Source organism: Psychrobacter sp. ENNN9_III (genome assembly GCF_001462175.1).
Classification (GTDB): Bacteria; Pseudomonadota; Gammaproteobacteria; order Pseudomonadales; family Moraxellaceae; genus Psychrobacter.
Genome location: NZ_LNUO01000094.1, coordinates 1 through 16,012, shown reverse-complemented (window position 1 = coordinate 16,012; position 16,012 = coordinate 1). Strand labels below are relative to the sequence as shown.

At 45.1% G+C, this 16,012-nt stretch carries 17 protein-coding genes; 13 read left to right on the top strand and 4 right to left on the bottom strand.

What is annotated here, in order from left to right; genetic code table 11:
* Nucleotides 1–3 precede the first annotated feature (3 nt).
* The 8 genes from PENNN9_RS06015 to PENNN9_RS05990 all read left to right on the top strand — a co-directional run bounded on the left by PENNN9_RS06015 (nucleotide 4) and on the right by PENNN9_RS05990 (nucleotide 6,620).
* Complete coding sequence (locus PENNN9_RS06015) at nucleotides 4–945, top strand: acyltransferase (protein ID WP_058368799.1); 942 nt, start codon at nucleotides 4–6, stop codon at nucleotides 943–945.
* Between the two features lie 186 nt (nucleotides 946–1,131).
* Complete coding sequence (locus PENNN9_RS06010; RefSeq protein WP_058368798.1) at nucleotides 1,132–2,451, top strand: ABC transporter substrate-binding protein; 1,320 nt, start codon at nucleotides 1,132–1,134, stop codon at nucleotides 2,449–2,451.
* Nucleotides 2,448–2,795, top strand: coding sequence for a hypothetical protein (locus tag PENNN9_RS13365; RefSeq protein WP_264752916.1), 348 nt, complete (start codon nucleotides 2,448–2,450; stop codon nucleotides 2,793–2,795). The genes PENNN9_RS06010 and PENNN9_RS13365 overlap by 4 nt, the downstream gene beginning before the upstream one ends.
* Before the next feature lie 43 nt (nucleotides 2,796–2,838).
* Nucleotides 2,839–3,327: a hypothetical protein gene (locus PENNN9_RS13360; RefSeq protein ID WP_264752915.1), complete on the top strand. Its 489-nt coding sequence runs from the start codon at nucleotides 2,839–2,841 to the stop codon at nucleotides 3,325–3,327.
* The gene (locus tag PENNN9_RS13355; RefSeq protein WP_264752914.1) at nucleotides 3,263–4,270 is read left to right on the top strand and encodes an ABC transporter permease; all 1,008 of its coding nucleotides are present in this window, start codon (nucleotides 3,263–3,265) and stop codon (nucleotides 4,268–4,270) included. The genes PENNN9_RS13360 and PENNN9_RS13355 overlap by 65 nt, the downstream gene beginning before the upstream one ends.
* 186 nt (nucleotides 4,271–4,456) lie before the next feature.
* Nucleotides 4,457–5,107, top strand: coding sequence for an ATP-binding cassette domain-containing protein (locus PENNN9_RS06000; RefSeq protein WP_058368797.1), 651 nt, complete (start codon nucleotides 4,457–4,459; stop codon nucleotides 5,105–5,107).
* A gap of 58 nt (nucleotides 5,108–5,165) precedes the next feature.
* Nucleotides 5,166–5,795, top strand: a complete 630-nt coding sequence (locus PENNN9_RS05995; protein ID WP_058368796.1) for a CDP-alcohol phosphatidyltransferase family protein — start codon at nucleotides 5,166–5,168, stop codon at nucleotides 5,793–5,795.
* A gap of 33 nt (nucleotides 5,796–5,828) precedes the next feature.
* On the top strand, nucleotides 5,829–6,620 hold the full coding sequence (locus PENNN9_RS05990; RefSeq protein WP_058368795.1) for a sterol desaturase family protein: 792 nt from the start codon (nucleotides 5,829–5,831) through the stop codon (nucleotides 6,618–6,620).
* 7 nt (nucleotides 6,621–6,627) lie between these two features.
* Here the strand turns inward: PENNN9_RS05990 and PENNN9_RS05985 are convergent, their stop codons facing one another.
* The 3 genes from PENNN9_RS05985 to cobT all read right to left on the bottom strand — a co-directional run bounded on the left by PENNN9_RS05985 (nucleotide 6,628) and on the right by cobT (nucleotide 9,328).
* Nucleotides 6,628–7,188: a histidine phosphatase family protein gene (locus PENNN9_RS05985; protein ID WP_058368794.1), complete on the bottom strand. Its 561-nt coding sequence runs from the start codon at nucleotides 7,186–7,188 to the stop codon at nucleotides 6,628–6,630.
* 185 nt (nucleotides 7,189–7,373) lie between these two features.
* Nucleotides 7,374–8,270 (bottom strand): adenosylcobinamide-GDP ribazoletransferase, encoded by an 897-nt coding sequence (cobS, locus tag PENNN9_RS05980; protein WP_082638014.1) that lies wholly within the window; start codon nucleotides 8,268–8,270, stop codon nucleotides 7,374–7,376.
* Nucleotides 8,270–9,328: a nicotinate-nucleotide--dimethylbenzimidazole phosphoribosyltransferase gene (gene cobT, locus PENNN9_RS05975; protein ID WP_264752913.1), complete on the bottom strand. Its 1,059-nt coding sequence runs from the start codon at nucleotides 9,326–9,328 to the stop codon at nucleotides 8,270–8,272. Before cobT ends, cobS begins: the two co-directional genes overlap by 1 nt.
* A 233-nt stretch (nucleotides 9,329–9,561) precedes the next feature.
* Here cobT and PENNN9_RS05970 point away from each other — a divergent pair, with 233 nt between their 5' ends.
* Together PENNN9_RS05970 and PENNN9_RS05965 are read left to right on the top strand one after the other, a co-directional pair.
* On the top strand, nucleotides 9,562–10,911 hold the full coding sequence (locus PENNN9_RS05970; RefSeq protein ID WP_058368792.1) for a GntP family permease: 1,350 nt from the start codon (nucleotides 9,562–9,564) through the stop codon (nucleotides 10,909–10,911).
* A gap of 93 nt (nucleotides 10,912–11,004) precedes the next feature.
* Nucleotides 11,005–12,141, top strand: a complete 1,137-nt coding sequence (locus PENNN9_RS05965; RefSeq protein ID WP_058368791.1) for a glycerate kinase — start codon at nucleotides 11,005–11,007, stop codon at nucleotides 12,139–12,141.
* Nucleotides 12,142–12,183: 42 nt separating this feature from the next.
* On the opposite strand, the gene PENNN9_RS05960 is transcribed toward PENNN9_RS05965, so the two are convergent.
* Nucleotides 12,184–13,128 carry a LysR family transcriptional regulator gene (locus PENNN9_RS05960; protein ID WP_058368790.1) on the bottom strand — a complete coding sequence of 315 codons (945 nt, stop codon included), beginning with the start codon at nucleotides 13,126–13,128 and terminating at the stop codon, nucleotides 12,184–12,186.
* Nucleotides 13,129–13,373: 245 nt separating this feature from the next.
* Between PENNN9_RS05960 and PENNN9_RS05955 the strand changes: the two genes are divergently transcribed.
* The 3 genes from PENNN9_RS05955 to catA all read left to right on the top strand — a co-directional run bounded on the left by PENNN9_RS05955 (nucleotide 13,374) and on the right by catA (nucleotide 15,952).
* Nucleotides 13,374–14,534: a muconate/chloromuconate family cycloisomerase gene (locus tag PENNN9_RS05955; protein WP_058368789.1), complete on the top strand. Its 1,161-nt coding sequence runs from the start codon at nucleotides 13,374–13,376 to the stop codon at nucleotides 14,532–14,534.
* A 78-nt stretch (nucleotides 14,535–14,612) separates the two neighbouring features.
* On the top strand, nucleotides 14,613–14,903 hold the full coding sequence (catC, locus tag PENNN9_RS05950) for a muconolactone Delta-isomerase (protein WP_058368788.1): 291 nt from the start codon (nucleotides 14,613–14,615) through the stop codon (nucleotides 14,901–14,903).
* A 125-nt stretch (nucleotides 14,904–15,028) separates the two neighbouring features.
* On the top strand, nucleotides 15,029–15,952 hold the full coding sequence (gene catA, locus PENNN9_RS05945; protein ID WP_058368787.1) for a catechol 1,2-dioxygenase: 924 nt from the start codon (nucleotides 15,029–15,031) through the stop codon (nucleotides 15,950–15,952).
* The last annotated feature ends 60 nt before the right edge of the window (nucleotides 15,953–16,012 follow it).

The following is a 16,012-nucleotide window of genomic DNA, read 5'->3' as shown; positions in this document are numbered from 1 at the left end:
GATATGCGCTTGGCATCCGTTTTTCAAAAAATGCACGACCGTACGCCCAAACTTGCCAAAGCAGTATCGCTGGCAACGGCGACGGGCGTCATTGTAGGAAATAGCTTCGCTGGCAGTATTCCTGTGTGGCTTATGGGTGCGACCAAAATGATTACTGGCGCAGCTATCGCGGACAAGGCGGTGATCAAAATCGCCAATCATTGGATTAATAGTAATAACGCTGTGATCGACATGGTGTTACCACAAAAAGACTGGCGCATCAGCCTACCTGATGACGTATATACAGACGGCAAATACCTACTCATTAGCAATCATCAATCATGGGTTGATACCAGTATTGTCCAGTATATTAGCCAAGATCGCCTGCCTTTGACGCGGTTTTTTACCAAGTTTGAATTGATATACATTCCTATCGTCGGTCAAACCTTTTACTTTTTAGACTTCCCTATGATGCGTCGGCATTCTAGAGCGGATATCGCCAAGAACCCCGCCTTAAAAGGTCAAGATCTCAAAGAAGCACAACGTGCCTGCGCGCTGCTTAAAGACAAGCCTTTCACTTTACTCAATTATCTAGAAGGAACGCGCTTTACGCCTGTTAAGCATGAAAAGCAGCAGTCGCCCTACACGCATCTGCTCAAGCCACGAGCAGGCGGTTTGGCGCTAGCTATCAATGCCTTGGGTGCAGAGGTAGACGGTATATTGGATATGACGATTGTCTATCCTGATGGCGTACCGACTTATAGTGACTTGTGGAAAGGTAATATCAAGCGCTTGGGCGTCGATGTCCGCTATATCGACATACCGGATGGTTTGTCCGTGGCTGTTCAAAATGGTGGTTATCAAAATGATGATGCCGTCAAAGCCAGAATGTTTGAATGGGTTGAGCATATATGGCGCCAAAAAGATGAGCGCATCACCAAGATGCTGGCTGATTTTGAAACATAGGAGCCTGAAAGCTATTTTTGATAAATAAAAAACGCCTCTCAAAAACAGCATAGTGCTGCTGGGATAAATTTTTTGAAGCCTCTGGAGTGACGAAGTCACACAGCAAGCGAAGAAAATTTGTACCAACAACACGCTTCAGAATCTATGATTGAATGACATTTAACACAGGTTATAACGAGAACATAAATGTACGTTATTAAATCTTTACCAGCTTTGGCAACATTAAAAAACTTAAGCCGCTATAGCACCTATGCTGTAGCGCTTAGCGTTTGTACGGTTATTTCTTCCAGCATATCAGCCAGCACTGCCTCATCCACTACCGATGACCTTAATCAAAATTTATCATCTTGGCAGCAGATAGAGGTGCAAGGTAAAAACCAAGACGTTTACTTCTATGCATGGGGCGGTGACCCTCAGATCAATACCTATCTACAGTGGGCCGCCGAGCAAGTCGATGATAAATATAATATCAATTTGGTTCATGTCAAATTGAGCGACACCAGTGAAGCCGTCAGCCGTGTACTCGCGGAAAAATCAGCCGATAATAATGATGAAGGCAGCGTGGATCTCATCTGGATAAATGGCGCAAACTTTGCCACCATGAGTGAGAACTCATTATTACTGAAACAATGGGCGAACAAGCTGCCTAACTTCGCGCTGACCGATCCAGATAATAATCCTGCCGTAAACTTTGATTTTGGTGTGCCAACCAATGGCATGGAAGCGCCATGGGGACAAGCCTCGCTGACCTTTTATTACGACAGCTTATCGACGAATAAGCCACCAACCACCCTAAATGAGCTGGTCAATTGGACGGCGCAAAACCCCGGGCGTTTCAGCTACCCAAAGCCGCCTGACTTTTTAGGCATGAGCTTTTTAAAATACGCTTTAGTCATGCTACTTGAGCAGCAAGATGCTAAAACAGGCGAAAATATCAAAGCACAGCTCAACCTGCCAGCCACAGAGCAAAATATAGACATGGTATTAGCCCCTCTATGGAAGTTCTTAGACAACTTTCATCCAACCCTCTGGCGTAAGGGTGAGCAATTTGTGCAAACGGGCGCGCACATGCGGCGTTTGGTTGATGATACCGAGCTTAGCTTAGCCTTTAGCTTTTCCGCGCCTGAAATTCCTGCGGCCGTGCAGCGTTATGATTTACCCAAGAGCATTCGTAGCTATGCCATGAGCGATGGCAGCTTAAGTAACACTCATTTTGTGGCCATTCCTTATAACGCCAGCCACCCACAAGCCGCGCAGCTGGTCGCAAACTTCTTGCTAAGCCCAGAAGCACAGGCTAAAAAGCAGACCTCTTCTGTGTGGGGTGATAAAACCGTACTCATCCAATCGACGCTCGACCCTGAGCAACAAGCATTATTCAAGACTAACAAACCGCATCCGAGCGCCCTACCGGTTGATGCGATAAAACGTACCGTAAGTGAACCACATCCAAGCTGGGTTGATGCCATTATGCAAGGCTGGCAGGCGCGTTATGGGGTCAGCCCATGAGTAACGATTCTAACAACAAAAGGGCTGATACAAATACGAAAACGACAGCGCCTTACCAGACAGACCTATCTACGCGCATCTTTACGGGCGTTGTATCTTTAAGTCCAAAATTTTTATTGCTACTGCTGATATTACCCGTGCTCGGTGGTTTACTCAGCGTGCTATTACCTGCCTTTAGCTGGGTCCCTGCACTTGAGAAAACGACTCTTAGTCTACAAGGTTTTAACGATCTTTGGCAGACGCCGGGTCTTACCCAAATGGTAGCGTTAAGCATCGCCACTGGATTAATCAGCACGCTATTCGCCTTTGTCATGACTTTAATGATCTTGGCAGCATTTTTTTAATAGCATTTGGCTGACTCGTATTGAGCGTTTACTGAGTCCAATCTTGGTCATTCCTCATGCAGCGGCAGCCATCGCAGTTGGTTTTTTTAATTGCGCCTTCTGGTATGTTTTCACGCCTTATTTCACCGTGGCTAAGTGGCTGGGAGTTGGCGCCAGGCGGCATGTTTCCACACCGTGGCTAAGTGGCTGGGAGTTGGCGCCAGGCGGCATGTTTCCACATGACCCGTACGGCATCAGTATTATTTTAGGTTTGACGTTAAAAGAGCTGCCGTTTTTATTACTTATGGCACTAGGCGCTTTGGCACAACCAGAGCTGGGTAAAAAGCTGCGTCAGCAATATAAAGTCGCGCTAAATCTCGGTTATTATCCCATCACTGCCTTTTTTAAAGCCGTACTCCCTGTCCTCTATCCTTTTTTTACGTTTGCCTATCTTAGCCGTGCTGGCCTATGCCAGTGCCAGCGTAGAGATGCCATTGATATTAGGTCCAAATACGCCGCCCACGCTGGCAGTCACTATCATGCAATGGTTTAACGATGTTGACTTGAACTTACGTATAAAAGCCTCGGCGGGCGCGTTATTACAGCTGGCGTTGACGGGTGGTTTAATCGCCTTGTGGCTTGGTAGCGAGAGAGCGATAAAAGCTTGCTTTAATGGCACGTTGATAAATGGCAAGCGCCACTATGCAGATGCACTCTGGCAAAAAATCACCGCCACGCTTACCACTGTGGTGATAGGCTTTATTTTGCTGGCGCTCATTGGTCTGGTCATGTGGTCAGTGGCTGGTTTTTGGCGCTTTCCCGCCGTATTGCCAGAGCAGTTAGTGTTATTACATTTTCAAAGTGCTTTTACGCAAATGGGTACGCCATTATTTAATACTCTTGCTATCGGTATCGTAAGCACCGTATTTGCCATTGTGCTGACTTTGTTATGTCTAGAAGCTGAGCAATTAAGTCAAAAACCACTTTCAACATTGACCAGTTTTATTATTTATTTGCCACTGTTAGTGCCCAGCATTGCCTTTTTATTTGGTTTGGTGTGGCTACAGCAGTTGGTGAATAACCAAACAGCGTTTTTTAATGTGGCGTTTACCCATCTGCTTTTTGTACTGCCTTATGTGTTTTTATCGCTTGCCAGTAGCTACAGGCGTCTAGACCCTCGTTTTGCTCATGTAGCCGCGAGCCTTGGTGCAACTCCTGCTAAAGTATTTTTGCAGGTGAAATTACCACAACTGTTTGCGCCTCTGTTAATTGCTATCGCCCTTGGTTTAGCGATTAGCTTTGGTCAATACTTGCCGACGTTGTTAGCAGGCGGCGGACGTATAGCCACCATCACCACAGAAGCGGTGACTCTCGCCAATGGTGCCAGTAGGCGCACCAGTGCGGTGTACGCCATCATCCAAATGGCGTTACCGTTAATTGGCTTTATATTGGCGTGGGTATTGCCCAAATATTTCTTTAAAAGTGGCACTCGTTAGAAATAACATCTATAAGCGCTCCACTTTAAAGAAACAGTTGGCGTAGGCTGTGGCTTTAGCTCAGCTTAAATCTTTGCAAAAGCAAAATGCTGGGCTAAAGCCACAGCCTACGTTCGTCCATACTAAATTAAGAGTCAGGTAGCTGTGAAAATATCAGTCGTTAAAAACGTACATAAAGGGTCCTTGATGCAATCATCGTTACAGATAAAAGACTTACAGTTATATCGAGAAGGCACGCTATTACTCAGCCTAGATGAGCAAATTGCTGGTGGTGAAATATTGACCGTCATGGGCCCATCTGGCAGTGGTAAATCGAGCTTATTGAACTGGCTAACAGGTACTTTACCAAACGGTTTTACCGCTACTGGTGAGGTCTGGCTAAATGATAAAAATGTAAGCCATCTGCCGACGCACCTGCGTCATATTGGGGTACTGTATCAAGATGCACTACTGTTTTCGCATTTATCAGTAGCGGGTAATATTGCTTTTGCGATGCCTAAAAGTAATAAAATGGGCGATAGAAAACAGCGTAGTGAAAAAATAGAACAGGCGCTGGCACAAGTGGGGCTAGCGGGCATGGAAAATCGTCATCCTGACAATTTATCGGGCGGGCAACAAGCACGAGTGGCGCTACTTAGAACGCTATTGAGCGAGCCAAAAGCGATACTGCTAGACGAGCCTTTTAGCAAGCTCGATACCCAGCTACGAGTAGATACGCGCCAATTGGTATTTGAGCAAATCCGCACCCATAAACTGCCCGCTATCATGGTCACGCACGACCATAGCGATGCTGAAGCCGCAAAGGGGAAAGTGATTCATTTAGGTCTGTCGTTTTAGACCTATAGTCTTAGAATTATAACCTTAAACACCAAAGCGAAATACAAAAGGCAAGCGCATGCTAGACAAGTTTCTTACGCCCATGATTAAGCCAATGCTCGCCCCTGTGGTCGTTGTCTTGCACAAGCGCGGCATCACCGCTGATCAGCTCACGGTAGCGGGCTTTTTAATCGGCATGTTAGCGTTGCCACTGCTAGCGTTTGAGCTGTGGTATGGCGCACTGGCGGCGATTGTATTAAATCGTATTTTTGATGGTCTTGATGGCGCTCTCGCTCGCCATGCTAAGCAAAGCTCAAGCGCAGGCGGCTACTTAGATATTACGCTTGATTTTCTCTTTTATGCAGCAGTGCCGCTGGGATTTATCTTGGCAAACCCTGAACAAAACGCCATTGCAGGTGCATTGTTACTCGCCGCTTTCATTGGTACAGGCTCCAGCTTTTTGGCATTTGCGATTGCTGCCGAAAAGTTTAAACTGGATAAACCACAGTTTAAATATAAAAGCTTTTACTATTTAAATGGTTTGACAGAAGGCACTGAGACTATTGCGCTGTTTGTTGCCTTTTGCATTTGGCCGCAGCACTTTGTGCTACTCGCTAGCATCTTTGCAACTGCCTGCGCGATTACGATTTTTACCCGTATCCATGGCGGTTATCATACCCTTAAACAACTAGAAGCAGATGCTCATTAAAGTATGCAGTTTGTACAAATCAAGAGGTAAGCAATGACTAACGAAGTATGGTGGCGGCTTGGATTCTTTTTGAGCATTTTAGTGATTATGATGCTGATTGAATGGCGCATGCCTGCCCGCACCGCGCCCATCAAAAACCGTAAACGCTGGTTTGCTAACTTTGGTTTGGTGTTTGCGTCATCTGTTATTGCTCGCCTAGCAGTGCCTGTGGGTCTAACGGCTGTGGCACTTTATAATCAGCAGCATGGAATTGGTCTATTCAATATAATTGATTTGCCAAGCTTCCTAGTCATCGTATTAAGCTTAATATTGCTCGACATTATTATTTACTGGCAGCACCGATTATTTCATCGTGTGCCTATTTTATGGCGTTTGCATAAAGTCCATCATGCTGATGCGCATATCGACGCTAGCACAGGCTTAAGGTTTCATCCCATTGAGATTGTCTTAAGCATTTTAGTGAAGCTCGTTGCCGTCAGCTTATTGGGCGTTCCTGCCATTGCAGTGCTGATATTTGAGATTGCGCTAAATAGCTTGGCAATGTTTAATCATGCCAATATTCGTCTGCCACCTGCCATTGAAAAACCTGCGCGCCTCGTATTGATGACGCAGATTTTGCACCGTATTCACCACAGTCAGCGCGGCAGTGAGACCAATTCAAACTATGGTTTTAGCGTCATCTGGTGGGATTGGATTTTTGGTAGTTATAAAGGCGCTGCGCAGAAGTCTGATAACGAGCTAGACATTGGGCTAAAAGAATATCCATCACCCAAACAAAACGCCTCACTATGGGGGTTGCTCGTGATGCCGTTTAGAAAAAAATAAACCATAGCTAAAGGCCCGAAAACCTCAAATAACTACACTCCCTATAAGCAACTGAAGATGGCCAATCAGCAGCTATCTGCGGTATATCTTGGCCAGCATCAATCATCTTGGCAGCATTAATCCAGCCTGCATGACCAACCGCTAGTATTGGGGTGTGATTGGATTCAGTCGAGACTTTATTCAACCACCCTTTAACACGGTCAAATAGCTGCTGCAAACTTTCGCCATTATCGGGCGCAAAGTGCGCAAAGTTATCACACCAATCATCAATCTCTTGCTTAGCGATTTGCTCCCAAGGGCGACCATCCCATTCGCCAAAATCAATCTCTGCAAGCTCTGGCGCAATTCGACATTGAAAGCCACGTTGCGACAATATCTGTCCGACTTTTAGTGAGCGTTGTAATGGGCTTACCCAAATGACTTTAGGCAATTGATGAACACGAGTAAAGCGCTCGATTTGATTGGCAAGGCGTTTTAATTTACGCCTATCTACTCTGATATCCGTCTGACCGATACAGATACCCTCAGCAGCAATGGGTTTAGGATGACGCCAGATATAAAGAGTCATTGATCAATTAGCCTTCTTCTTTGTAGCCAATCCGCTATAAAACGCACACAGTGCTACTGGGATAAATTTTTCGTAGCATCTGTCTGCGCAGGCACAGCAAGCAAGGAAAATTTACCCAGTAGCGCGTTATGATACTTGTACTCATTTCATTTAGGACTGATTATATACTTTAGATTTCTTTTGAATTATAAAAAAGGTATAGTCGCTGCCAAACCTGCATAAATGGCAACTTCACTCAGCTGTTGTGTCGCCCCTAGTCCATCACCCGTATAGCCATCCAGACGCCTACGTAATAAGCGCCGCATATAATCAGTGGCAACTAAAGCCAACACCAAAGCCAATAACCACTGACCGATGCTAATCTGCTGTATGGCATTAGGAAATGTAACCATTACTAAAACTCCTGCCATTAGCAACCAACCACTACTGAAAAACCCTTGTAGCGGTGTCAACTGCTGCGCCATCGGTTTGGCTTTAGCATGCTCTATCTCACCGCCATACGGCAGCAGCGCAAGCAAGCTAATGCATAATAAGCGCGACGCGGTATGACCAATAATCAGTGCAACGATAGCCACCGATAACGGCATAGCGGCTAATAAGGAGATTTTTAGCAATAATGCTGACACCAGACCTAACACGCCATATGTCCCTAAACGCGAGTCTTTCATGATGGTTAAAGTACGCTCACGAGTCAGACCGCCGCCCAAACCATCACAGCTATCGGCAAGACCGTCTTCGTGAAAAGCGCCCGTGAGCTTAATCCCGAATACCGTACTTAGCACCGCAGCAACTAAGGGCGTAAATAGCACACTGGCAAGCCAAAACACGCCAGCGCAAAGTAGCCCAACCAGCAAACCGACTGCAGGGAAATGACGGCTGCTTTGGTGTAACCACTGCGGATTATAATTTTTGAATGGCGGTACGGGTAATCGCGTTAAAAACTGCATGGCAACCAGTAACAGTGTCCATTCGTGCTTTATGAATTGACCAATGCTTTTAGGCGAAGACTGCTGTGACGGCTTTGGTCGATTGAATGGCTGTTTTGATGATTGTTTAGATGGCTTTTTTGATAACTGTGACATTAGCTGTTTTGCTCACTAATGCCAGCATCACTAAAACTTGCCATCTCATTGATAATGGCACAAGCGGACTGCAATAGAGGATAAGCAAGCGCCGCGCCACTACCTTCGCCCAAACGCATACCCATATTAAGTAATGGCTCAGCATTTAGTAATTTTAATAAATGCGCATGCCCTGGCTCGACTGAATGATGGGCGAAAATAGCATATTGAGCGACACCTGGCGCTAGATGCTCGGCAGCCAATAACGCACTGCTGGCAATAAAACCATCGATTAATAAAATACGGCGTTCGCTAGCGGCCTGAATCAGCGCCCCTGCCATCATGGCGATCTCAAGCCCACCTAATGCCGCCAGTACTTCTAATGGCGTCTGTGCGTTTTTATGCCGCTGCAATACTTGGGTCAAAATTGTTGTCTTATGCTGTAGTCCCGCATCGTCAAGCCCCGTACCGCGGCCGATACAATCAGTAATCGACACCTCACCCAAGCGTGCCAGTAACAGGCTCGCCGCCGACGTATTGCCAATACCCATCTCACCGACGATGAGCAAATTACCCGCCAAGCCTTTAACCACTTTCATACCGTTTTCTAGTGCAGCTAAGCACTCTTCTGCTGTCATGGCGGGCTCTGTGAGCGCGTCTCGGCTACCATGACGAACTTTATAATCGAGCAATTGTGGATGGTCTTTAAAAGGAGAATTGGCAAAGTCTGCATCTACCCCAGCATCGACGACCTTTAGCTCGATATCATGCTGACGCGCCAAGACATTGATAGCAGCACCACCCTGCAAAAAGTTATAAACCATCTGCGCGGTGACGGCACTTGGATAGGCTGAGGTGCCATGCTTAGTTAAACCATGATCGGCGGCAAATACTCGAATTTGCGGCTGATAAATCTGCGGCCTCGTCGTCCCTTGAATCATACCGATTTGCAGCGCCAGCGACTCTAAACGACCCAGCGCGCCAAGTGGTTTGGTTTTAAGGTCTATAATTTGTTGTAGCTGCTGACGTAGGTCATTATTTTCTATATTGGCAATGGTTGGTAGTGTAAATGTGGTCAAAGCAGTCATCCTGAAGTTAATGCATATAAAACAAAAACCACATACTAGCAGAGTATAGGATTTTTACCATTAACAAAGGCATATCTGCGTTGAATACCTTGTCGAATAGATTTCCTAGCAGCATGTATTTACTATAGAATATGCCCTTTTAAAAATCTATATCGCTATTGATGCCTGATTAAATTATAGCTGCATTGATAGTTAACTAAGATATCAACCAAATAGAGATAGTCATGATAGTATTTTGGCTTGTATTAACCATTCTTTTTATTATTTTTGCCACCGCAAAATTAAAATGGCATCCTTTTTTAGTATTGATACTATCGGCATTTTTGGTAGCGCTATTTTATCAAGTGCCCCTTGATACCGTTGCTAAGACTATCTCTGATGGATTTGGTGGCATCTTAGGTTACATTGGTCTAGTGATTGTATTTGGTACTATTATCGGGTTAATTCTTGAAAAGACGGGCGCAGCAATTGTAATGGCCGAAACGGTTATTAACTTTTTAGGGCCACGCTTTCCTACGCTGACCATGTCTATTGTCGGCGCCGTCGTCTCAATTCCTGTATTCTGTGATTCAGGATTTATCATTCTAAACTCGTTAAAAGAATCTTTAGCCGAGCGCTTAAAAGTATCAAGCGTGGCCATGAGTATTGCTTTAGCAACTGGCCTATATGCCACCCATACATTTGTACCACCTACTCCAGGACCCATTGCTGCAGCTGGGAACTTAGGATTAGAGTCAAATTTAGGTTTGGTCATTATGGTTGGTGTTGTCGTCACGGCCGTCGCTGTATTGGCGGGCTGGTTGTGGTCAAACCGTTTCCTTAATGTCGAACCAGACAATATAAGTGCACCTGCAGCGACAATGCCTGACAATATCAAAACCCGCGATGATTATGGCAGTATGCCGTCAGCCATGATGGCGTTTTTGCCTATTATTGTTCCTATCGTATTGATTTGTTTGTCTTCTATTGCCAACTTCCCTACCGCCCCTTTAGGAGAGGGCTTATTGGCTGACATACTCATATTTATTGGTAATCCACTTACCGCCCTACTTATCGGTCTGTTTTTATCATTTTTATTAATAAATGGTAAAGAGAAGACGCAACAAGTTAGTGATGCGATCTCTCAAGGTCTAGTCGTAGCAGCACCAATCCTTTTGATTACTGGGGCTGGCGGTGCATTTGGTGCGATGCTAAAAGTCACGCCAATAGGCGACTATTTAGGTACTACTTTGTCCGCATTAGGGCTCGGTATTTTTATGCCATTTATTGTGTCTGCTGCGCTAAAAACTGCTCAAGGCTCAACCACAGTTGCATTGGTCACCACCTCAGCGATGGTCGCACCGTTATTGGGTCAAATTGGTCTCGACAGTGAGCTTGGACGGGTGTTTTGTGTGATGGCGATTGGCGCAGGCGCGATGACCATCTCGCACGCTAATGACAGCTTCTTTTGGATTGTCAGCCAGTTTAGTCGTATGAGTGTGGCACAAGCTTATAAAGCTCATTCAATGGCTACCGGTATTCAAGGTATTACCAGCATATTGTTTATCTGGTTATTAACTTTGGTATTTATTTAACTAATTTTATTAAATAAATTGCTAGAGAATAGCGTTTATAAAAGAATCTTGCTTAGCCACTTTATTTTTACTTAGATATTCCAAGAGAGCTTCATGAAAATTTTAATCGCCCCTGACTCGTTTAAAGAAAGCTTAGAAGCGCTAGAAGTTTGTCGCGCCATCCAATCTGGGTTTAGTCAGGTTTTTCCTGATGCAGACTATACATTATTGCCCATGGCAGATGGCGGCGAAGGCACCTCTGCGGTGCTCTCGTATGTGTTGGGCGGGCGCTGGAAAAACGTGGTTGTGAACGATCCATTAATGCGACCAATTACTGCCAAGTATCTGTTATTAGAAAACAAGACAGCTGTGATTGAAATCGCTCACGCCTGCGGTCTACATCTATTGAAGACGGATGAGCGCAATCCGCTCATTACCAGCAGCTACGGAGTTGGCGAACTTATTGCGGATGCTTTGAGTGAGGGCGTCAAACGCATCATTATCGGTCTGGGCGGTAGTGCCACCAACGATGCTGGTTTGGGAATGTCAACGGCCTTAGGAATGAATTTCTATAACCATGATGGCAAGCCTTTGGCACAAGGTGGTAGTGAGTTTATCAACTTGCAACAGATAGACGGTGCAGAGCTTCATCCAAAGCTGCAAGATACCGTCTTTGAGGTCGCCTGCGATGTAACCAACCCGTTATGCGGATCCTCAGGAGCCAGTGCTATCTTTGGACCACAAAAAGGCGCCAATCCAGAGCAAGTGGCGCTATTAGATAAAGCCTTGAGTCACTTTGCAATGGTATCTGGACAGCACGGCTATCAGGATTACCAAAATATCGCAGGCGCAGGGGCAGCAGGCGGTCTTGGCTATGCCTTAACGACCTTTTGCGGCGCTAATCTTAAATCAGGCTTTGATACCGTCGCTGAGGCTGTCAGTCTAGAAGAGCATATTGCTAATGCAGATCTGGTCATCACTGGCGAAGGTAAACTTGATGCACAAACTTTAATGGGTAAAGTCGCTGGCGGTATCAGTCAACTTGCCAAAGCCAATCACAAGCCCGTGATCGCTATTTGCGGTAGCGTTGACGGCCTTGCGCCAGCTCAGACCACTGGGTTTGACGTCGTCATTCCGAGTATCCAAAAGCTGGACACTCTTGATAAGGTGTTAGGCAGCGCTTATCAAAATATCGAGACCACTGCGGCCAATATTGCCGCGGCTATTAAACTGGGGCAAAGCATAAGATAAGCACTATTCCTAATGGTTAATGCTTATATCTCTTCACGTTTCTTATATTTCTTCACGCTTGTAGTCAAAACCTTCTTCATCGTATATTTGGTAAGTGACTGCTAATAAAGTTTTTAATAACTTCGACTTATCAAAATGCCTCACACTCATGACAATAGGAGAGGTTAATAGCCCATCTTCAAACGGGATATAAGCCACCTCCTGACTACGCATATGCTCAAGCGTCTTTGGTACGATGGTCAGCCCTTCTCCTGCCGCTACGAGACCTAAAGCGATATGTAACTCACGGACTTCTGTAAAATAATTCGCCTTTAGGTTACGTGCTTCAAATAACTCTAATACATAATCAATAAAGCTAGGACGCGGCGCGGTTGGATAGAGTAATAAATTTTCGTTTGTTAAATCCATTAGGCGAACGCCAGTTTGTTGTTCTTGTGCCAAACGATGCCCAGAAGGGACGGCGACGACTAAGCTTTCTTCTCTTAATAACAACCGTCTAATAGAGGCATCTTCAAATAAAAGCCTGCCAAAACCCACATCTATTTTACCTTCTGTCAGCGCTTGTGTTTGCTGCCAAGAGTTCAGCTCATATAACTTAATATTTATATTGGGATAAATCTCACGAAAGCGTGCAATCACTCTTGGCAATATGCCATACAGTATTGACGATACAAAACCTATAGATAACGAGCTATCAAAGTTGCCTTTACGCATTGTCATAGCACGCAGATTGTCTGATTTTGTCAATATCTGAATGGCATGATCATAAAAAAACTCCCCCGCTTCAGTAAGTTTTAAAGGGCGATTTTCTCTATCAATGAGCGTCACTCCTATCTCTTCTTCCAATTGTTTTATCTGCCGACTAAGCGGAGGTTGTGAGATAAATAGACGTTCGGCGGCCTTATTGAAACTTTTTTCTTCGGCGGCCTTATTGAAACTTTTTTCTTCTGCTACTGCCACAAAGTAGCGTAAATGCCTAAGTTCCATTTTTCTCTTCCTTGATTGGGCTATAAATGCGTTTTAAATAAACATTTTAAAAGTTGATGATAGGGGGTGAGCTTTATACCTATGGGAACATAACATGATGAAGGTTAAACAATAAAATACCTAAAAGGTATTAAAAACGAACTTAATAGGTCTTAGACATGTCTTTATTTAGCATCTATAGTTCTTATTAAGCATAAGGATGTACGACTGATAAATTAAAGATAACGCTTATGTTAAGGACAACTATGATTCGCTCAATTAACACCTTGCTAGTACCGATACCGACGATTCGAGAGCATAAGCTTGCTTGTACGGTCATGAGAGAGCAAGTATTAGTCTTAGTACATATTCAAACAGAAGATGGCTATGAAGGCTGGGGCGAAGCGACCACTATCGGTGGTCTAAGCTATGCTGAAGAAAGCCCTCACAGTATCAAGACTAATATTGATACCTACTTTACCCCCCTGCTACTAAAAGAGCAGCCAGCGAGCACGGCAAAAGCCATGCAGCTGCTCAGTCTACACATCAATGGCAACCGCTTTGCCAAATGCGCCATTGAAACCGCCCTACTCGACATTGAAGGCAAACGCCTAAACCTACCCGTTAGCGAGCTCATCGGTGGACGCGTACGTGATCGCATTGAAGTCGCTTGGACGCTTGCCAGCGGTGATACCGCAACTGATATCAGCGAAGCCAAGCAAATGGTCGAGCAAAAAAAACACCGCATCTTTAAATTAAAAATCGGCAGCAACCCTATCCTTGATGATGTGGCGCACGTATTGGCAATTAAAAAAGCCTTACCTGACTGTCGTATTACGGTCGATGTCAATCAAGCATGGACGGAGCTTGACGCGATGCAAGGTATTGGCCTACTGCAAGCGGGCGGCGTTGATTTGATAGAGCAACCTATCTCTATGCGCAATCAAGCGGGTCTAAAACGCTTAAAAGAGCGCTTTGATGTAGCCATCATGGCAGATGAAATTGTCCATGATCCACAGAACGCTTTTCAATTAGCTGCCAATCACTGTGCTGATGTCTTTGCCGTAAAGATCAATCAAGCAGGCGGACTCAAAGCAGCTTGTCTGATCGGCCAAATGGCACATCTGGCTGGTATTGAGCTGTATGGTGGCACGATGCTAGAAGGTCCTATCGGCACCGCTGCATCGGCGCATGTGTTTTCGACTTATCCTAGCTTAAACTTCGATACAGAGCTTTTTGGCCCACTCTTACTGACGGATGATGTGCTAGCACAGCCACTGGATTATCAAACCTTTGGCTTAACTGTTCCGACAGGCGCTGGACTTGGTATCGAAGTCGATAAAGACAAGGTCTATCACTATGCCGAACAAGGCGGCGTCATCTTACCCAAGCTTTCGGAGTCAAAGAAATATCCTGCTGAAACTTAAACACAGCAGCTATAAATATTAGATGATAGCGATATAGTTAAATTTATTTATTCATTAATAATTAATAAGGAAATAGCAATGTTATATCACGTGAGAATGGATGTCTTGATACCGACAGATATGGATGCTGATAAGGTTAACGAGCTAAAAGCCACCGAAAAGGCACTCTCGCAACAGCTACAAGAGCAAGGCAAATGGCGTCATATCTGGCGTTTGGCAGGCGAGTATTCTAACTTTAGTATCTTCGATGTCGATAGCAACGAAGAGCTACACGACATCATGATGTCGCTACCCCTTTATCCGTATATGAAAGTTGAGGTCACGCCCTTGTTGCGTCATCCCTCTTCTGTGCGCAGTGATGACAGTTAAGAATTGATAACAGCTAAACCCGTAAAACTACTTGTTAGATGTACCAACATATTGAGTAAAATCACTTGATACCATTTTCATGAGTTACATAGTTATTTAAATAATTCCCCAACTAGGAGAGAGACATGGAACGTACTCAAATTGAAGCGCTAGCCAACCAGTTCATCAAAGGCAAGATTGATTTTCCTGATCAAGTCAATCCACGCGTACAAGAAATCGTCCTACGCATCGTAACCGATCTCATGCAAACCATTAATGATCTCAACATCACCGCAGATGAATATTGGGCGGGGGTTGAATATATCGGCGATCTAGGCAAAGAAGCCGGTCTACTCTCACCGGGTCTGGGTTTTGATCACTTTATGGATTTGATGATTGAAGAAGACTTAAAAGCCGCGGGTCTTGACGGTGGTACTGTCCGTACCATCGAAGGTCCACTCTATGTCGCTGGGGCGCCAGAAGAAAAAGGCTTTGCGCGTTTAGATGATGGCACTGATCTTGACAATGGCACGGTGCTGTTTATGCAAGGATACGTTTATGGCGAGGATGGTAACCCTATCCCAAATGCCAAGGTTGAAGTATGGCATGCCAATAGCTTAGGCAATTACTCTTTCTTTGATGAGTCGCAGTCGCACTTTAACCTACGTCGTAGCATTATCACCGATGAAAACGGCCGTTATGCTTTTCGCAGTATCGTCCCATTAGGGTACTCAGTACCGCCAGAAGGGATGACCCAAAAAGTCTTGAGCGCGCTCGGACGTCATGGTCATCGCCCAGCCCACATTCACTTCTTTGCCAGTGCTGATGGTCATCGTAAAGTAACCACGCAGATTAACATCGATGGTGATGAATATCTGTGGGATGACTTTGCCTTTGCTAGCCGTGAAGGTTTGGTACCAGAAGTGACGATGGTTGAAGACGCGGACAAGCTAGAAGAAAAAGGATTGGACGCGCCGTATGCCAGTATCGATTTTGACTTTCATTTAGTCAAAGAGATTGATGAGCCGGTACAAGGCAGTGAAGTTGAACGCCGCCGCGCGCAAGCTTAGTTGTTATTAAATACCAGCTATTAAACCCTATTAGCTCTTAAATTTTTTAGATTTTCGCTT

What these genes read in the sequence shown, in the direction of transcription:
- PENNN9_RS05955 (WP_058368789.1), top strand. Translation starts at nt 13,374, where the DNA reads ATGATTCGCTCAATTAACACCTTGCTAGTACCGATACCGACGATTCGA.
- PENNN9_RS13355 (WP_264752914.1), top strand. Translation starts at nt 3,263, where the DNA reads ATGCCATTGATATTAGGTCCAAATACGCCGCCCACGCTGGCAGTCACT.
- PENNN9_RS05990 (WP_058368795.1), top strand. Translation starts at nt 5,829, where the DNA reads ATGACTAACGAAGTATGGTGGCGGCTTGGATTCTTTTTGAGCATTTTA.
- PENNN9_RS05985 (WP_058368794.1), bottom strand. Translation starts at nt 7,188, where the DNA reads ATGACTCTTTATATCTGGCGTCATCCTAAACCCATTGCTGCTGAGGGT.
- PENNN9_RS05960 (WP_058368790.1), bottom strand. Translation starts at nt 13,128, where the DNA reads ATGGAACTTAGGCATTTACGCTACTTTGTGGCAGTAGCAGAAGAAAAA.
- cobS (WP_082638014.1), bottom strand. Translation starts at nt 8,270, where the DNA reads ATGTCACAGTTATCAAAAAAGCCATCTAAACAATCATCAAAACAGCCA.
- PENNN9_RS05965 (WP_058368791.1), top strand. Translation starts at nt 11,005, where the DNA reads ATGAAAATTTTAATCGCCCCTGACTCGTTTAAAGAAAGCTTAGAAGCG.
- PENNN9_RS05995 (WP_058368796.1), top strand. Translation starts at nt 5,166, where the DNA reads ATGCTAGACAAGTTTCTTACGCCCATGATTAAGCCAATGCTCGCCCCT.
- PENNN9_RS06015 (WP_058368799.1), top strand. Translation starts at nt 4, where the DNA reads ATGCGCTTGGCATCCGTTTTTCAAAAAATGCACGACCGTACGCCCAAA.
- PENNN9_RS05970 (WP_058368792.1), top strand. Translation starts at nt 9,562, where the DNA reads ATGATAGTATTTTGGCTTGTATTAACCATTCTTTTTATTATTTTTGCC.
- PENNN9_RS13365 (WP_264752916.1), top strand. Translation starts at nt 2,448, where the DNA reads ATGAGTAACGATTCTAACAACAAAAGGGCTGATACAAATACGAAAACG.
- PENNN9_RS06010 (WP_058368798.1), top strand. Translation starts at nt 1,132, where the DNA reads ATGTACGTTATTAAATCTTTACCAGCTTTGGCAACATTAAAAAACTTA.
- catC (WP_058368788.1), top strand. Translation starts at nt 14,613, where the DNA reads ATGTTATATCACGTGAGAATGGATGTCTTGATACCGACAGATATGGAT.
- catA (WP_058368787.1), top strand. Translation starts at nt 15,029, where the DNA reads ATGGAACGTACTCAAATTGAAGCGCTAGCCAACCAGTTCATCAAAGGC.
- PENNN9_RS06000 (WP_058368797.1), top strand. Translation starts at nt 4,457, where the DNA reads ATGCAATCATCGTTACAGATAAAAGACTTACAGTTATATCGAGAAGGC.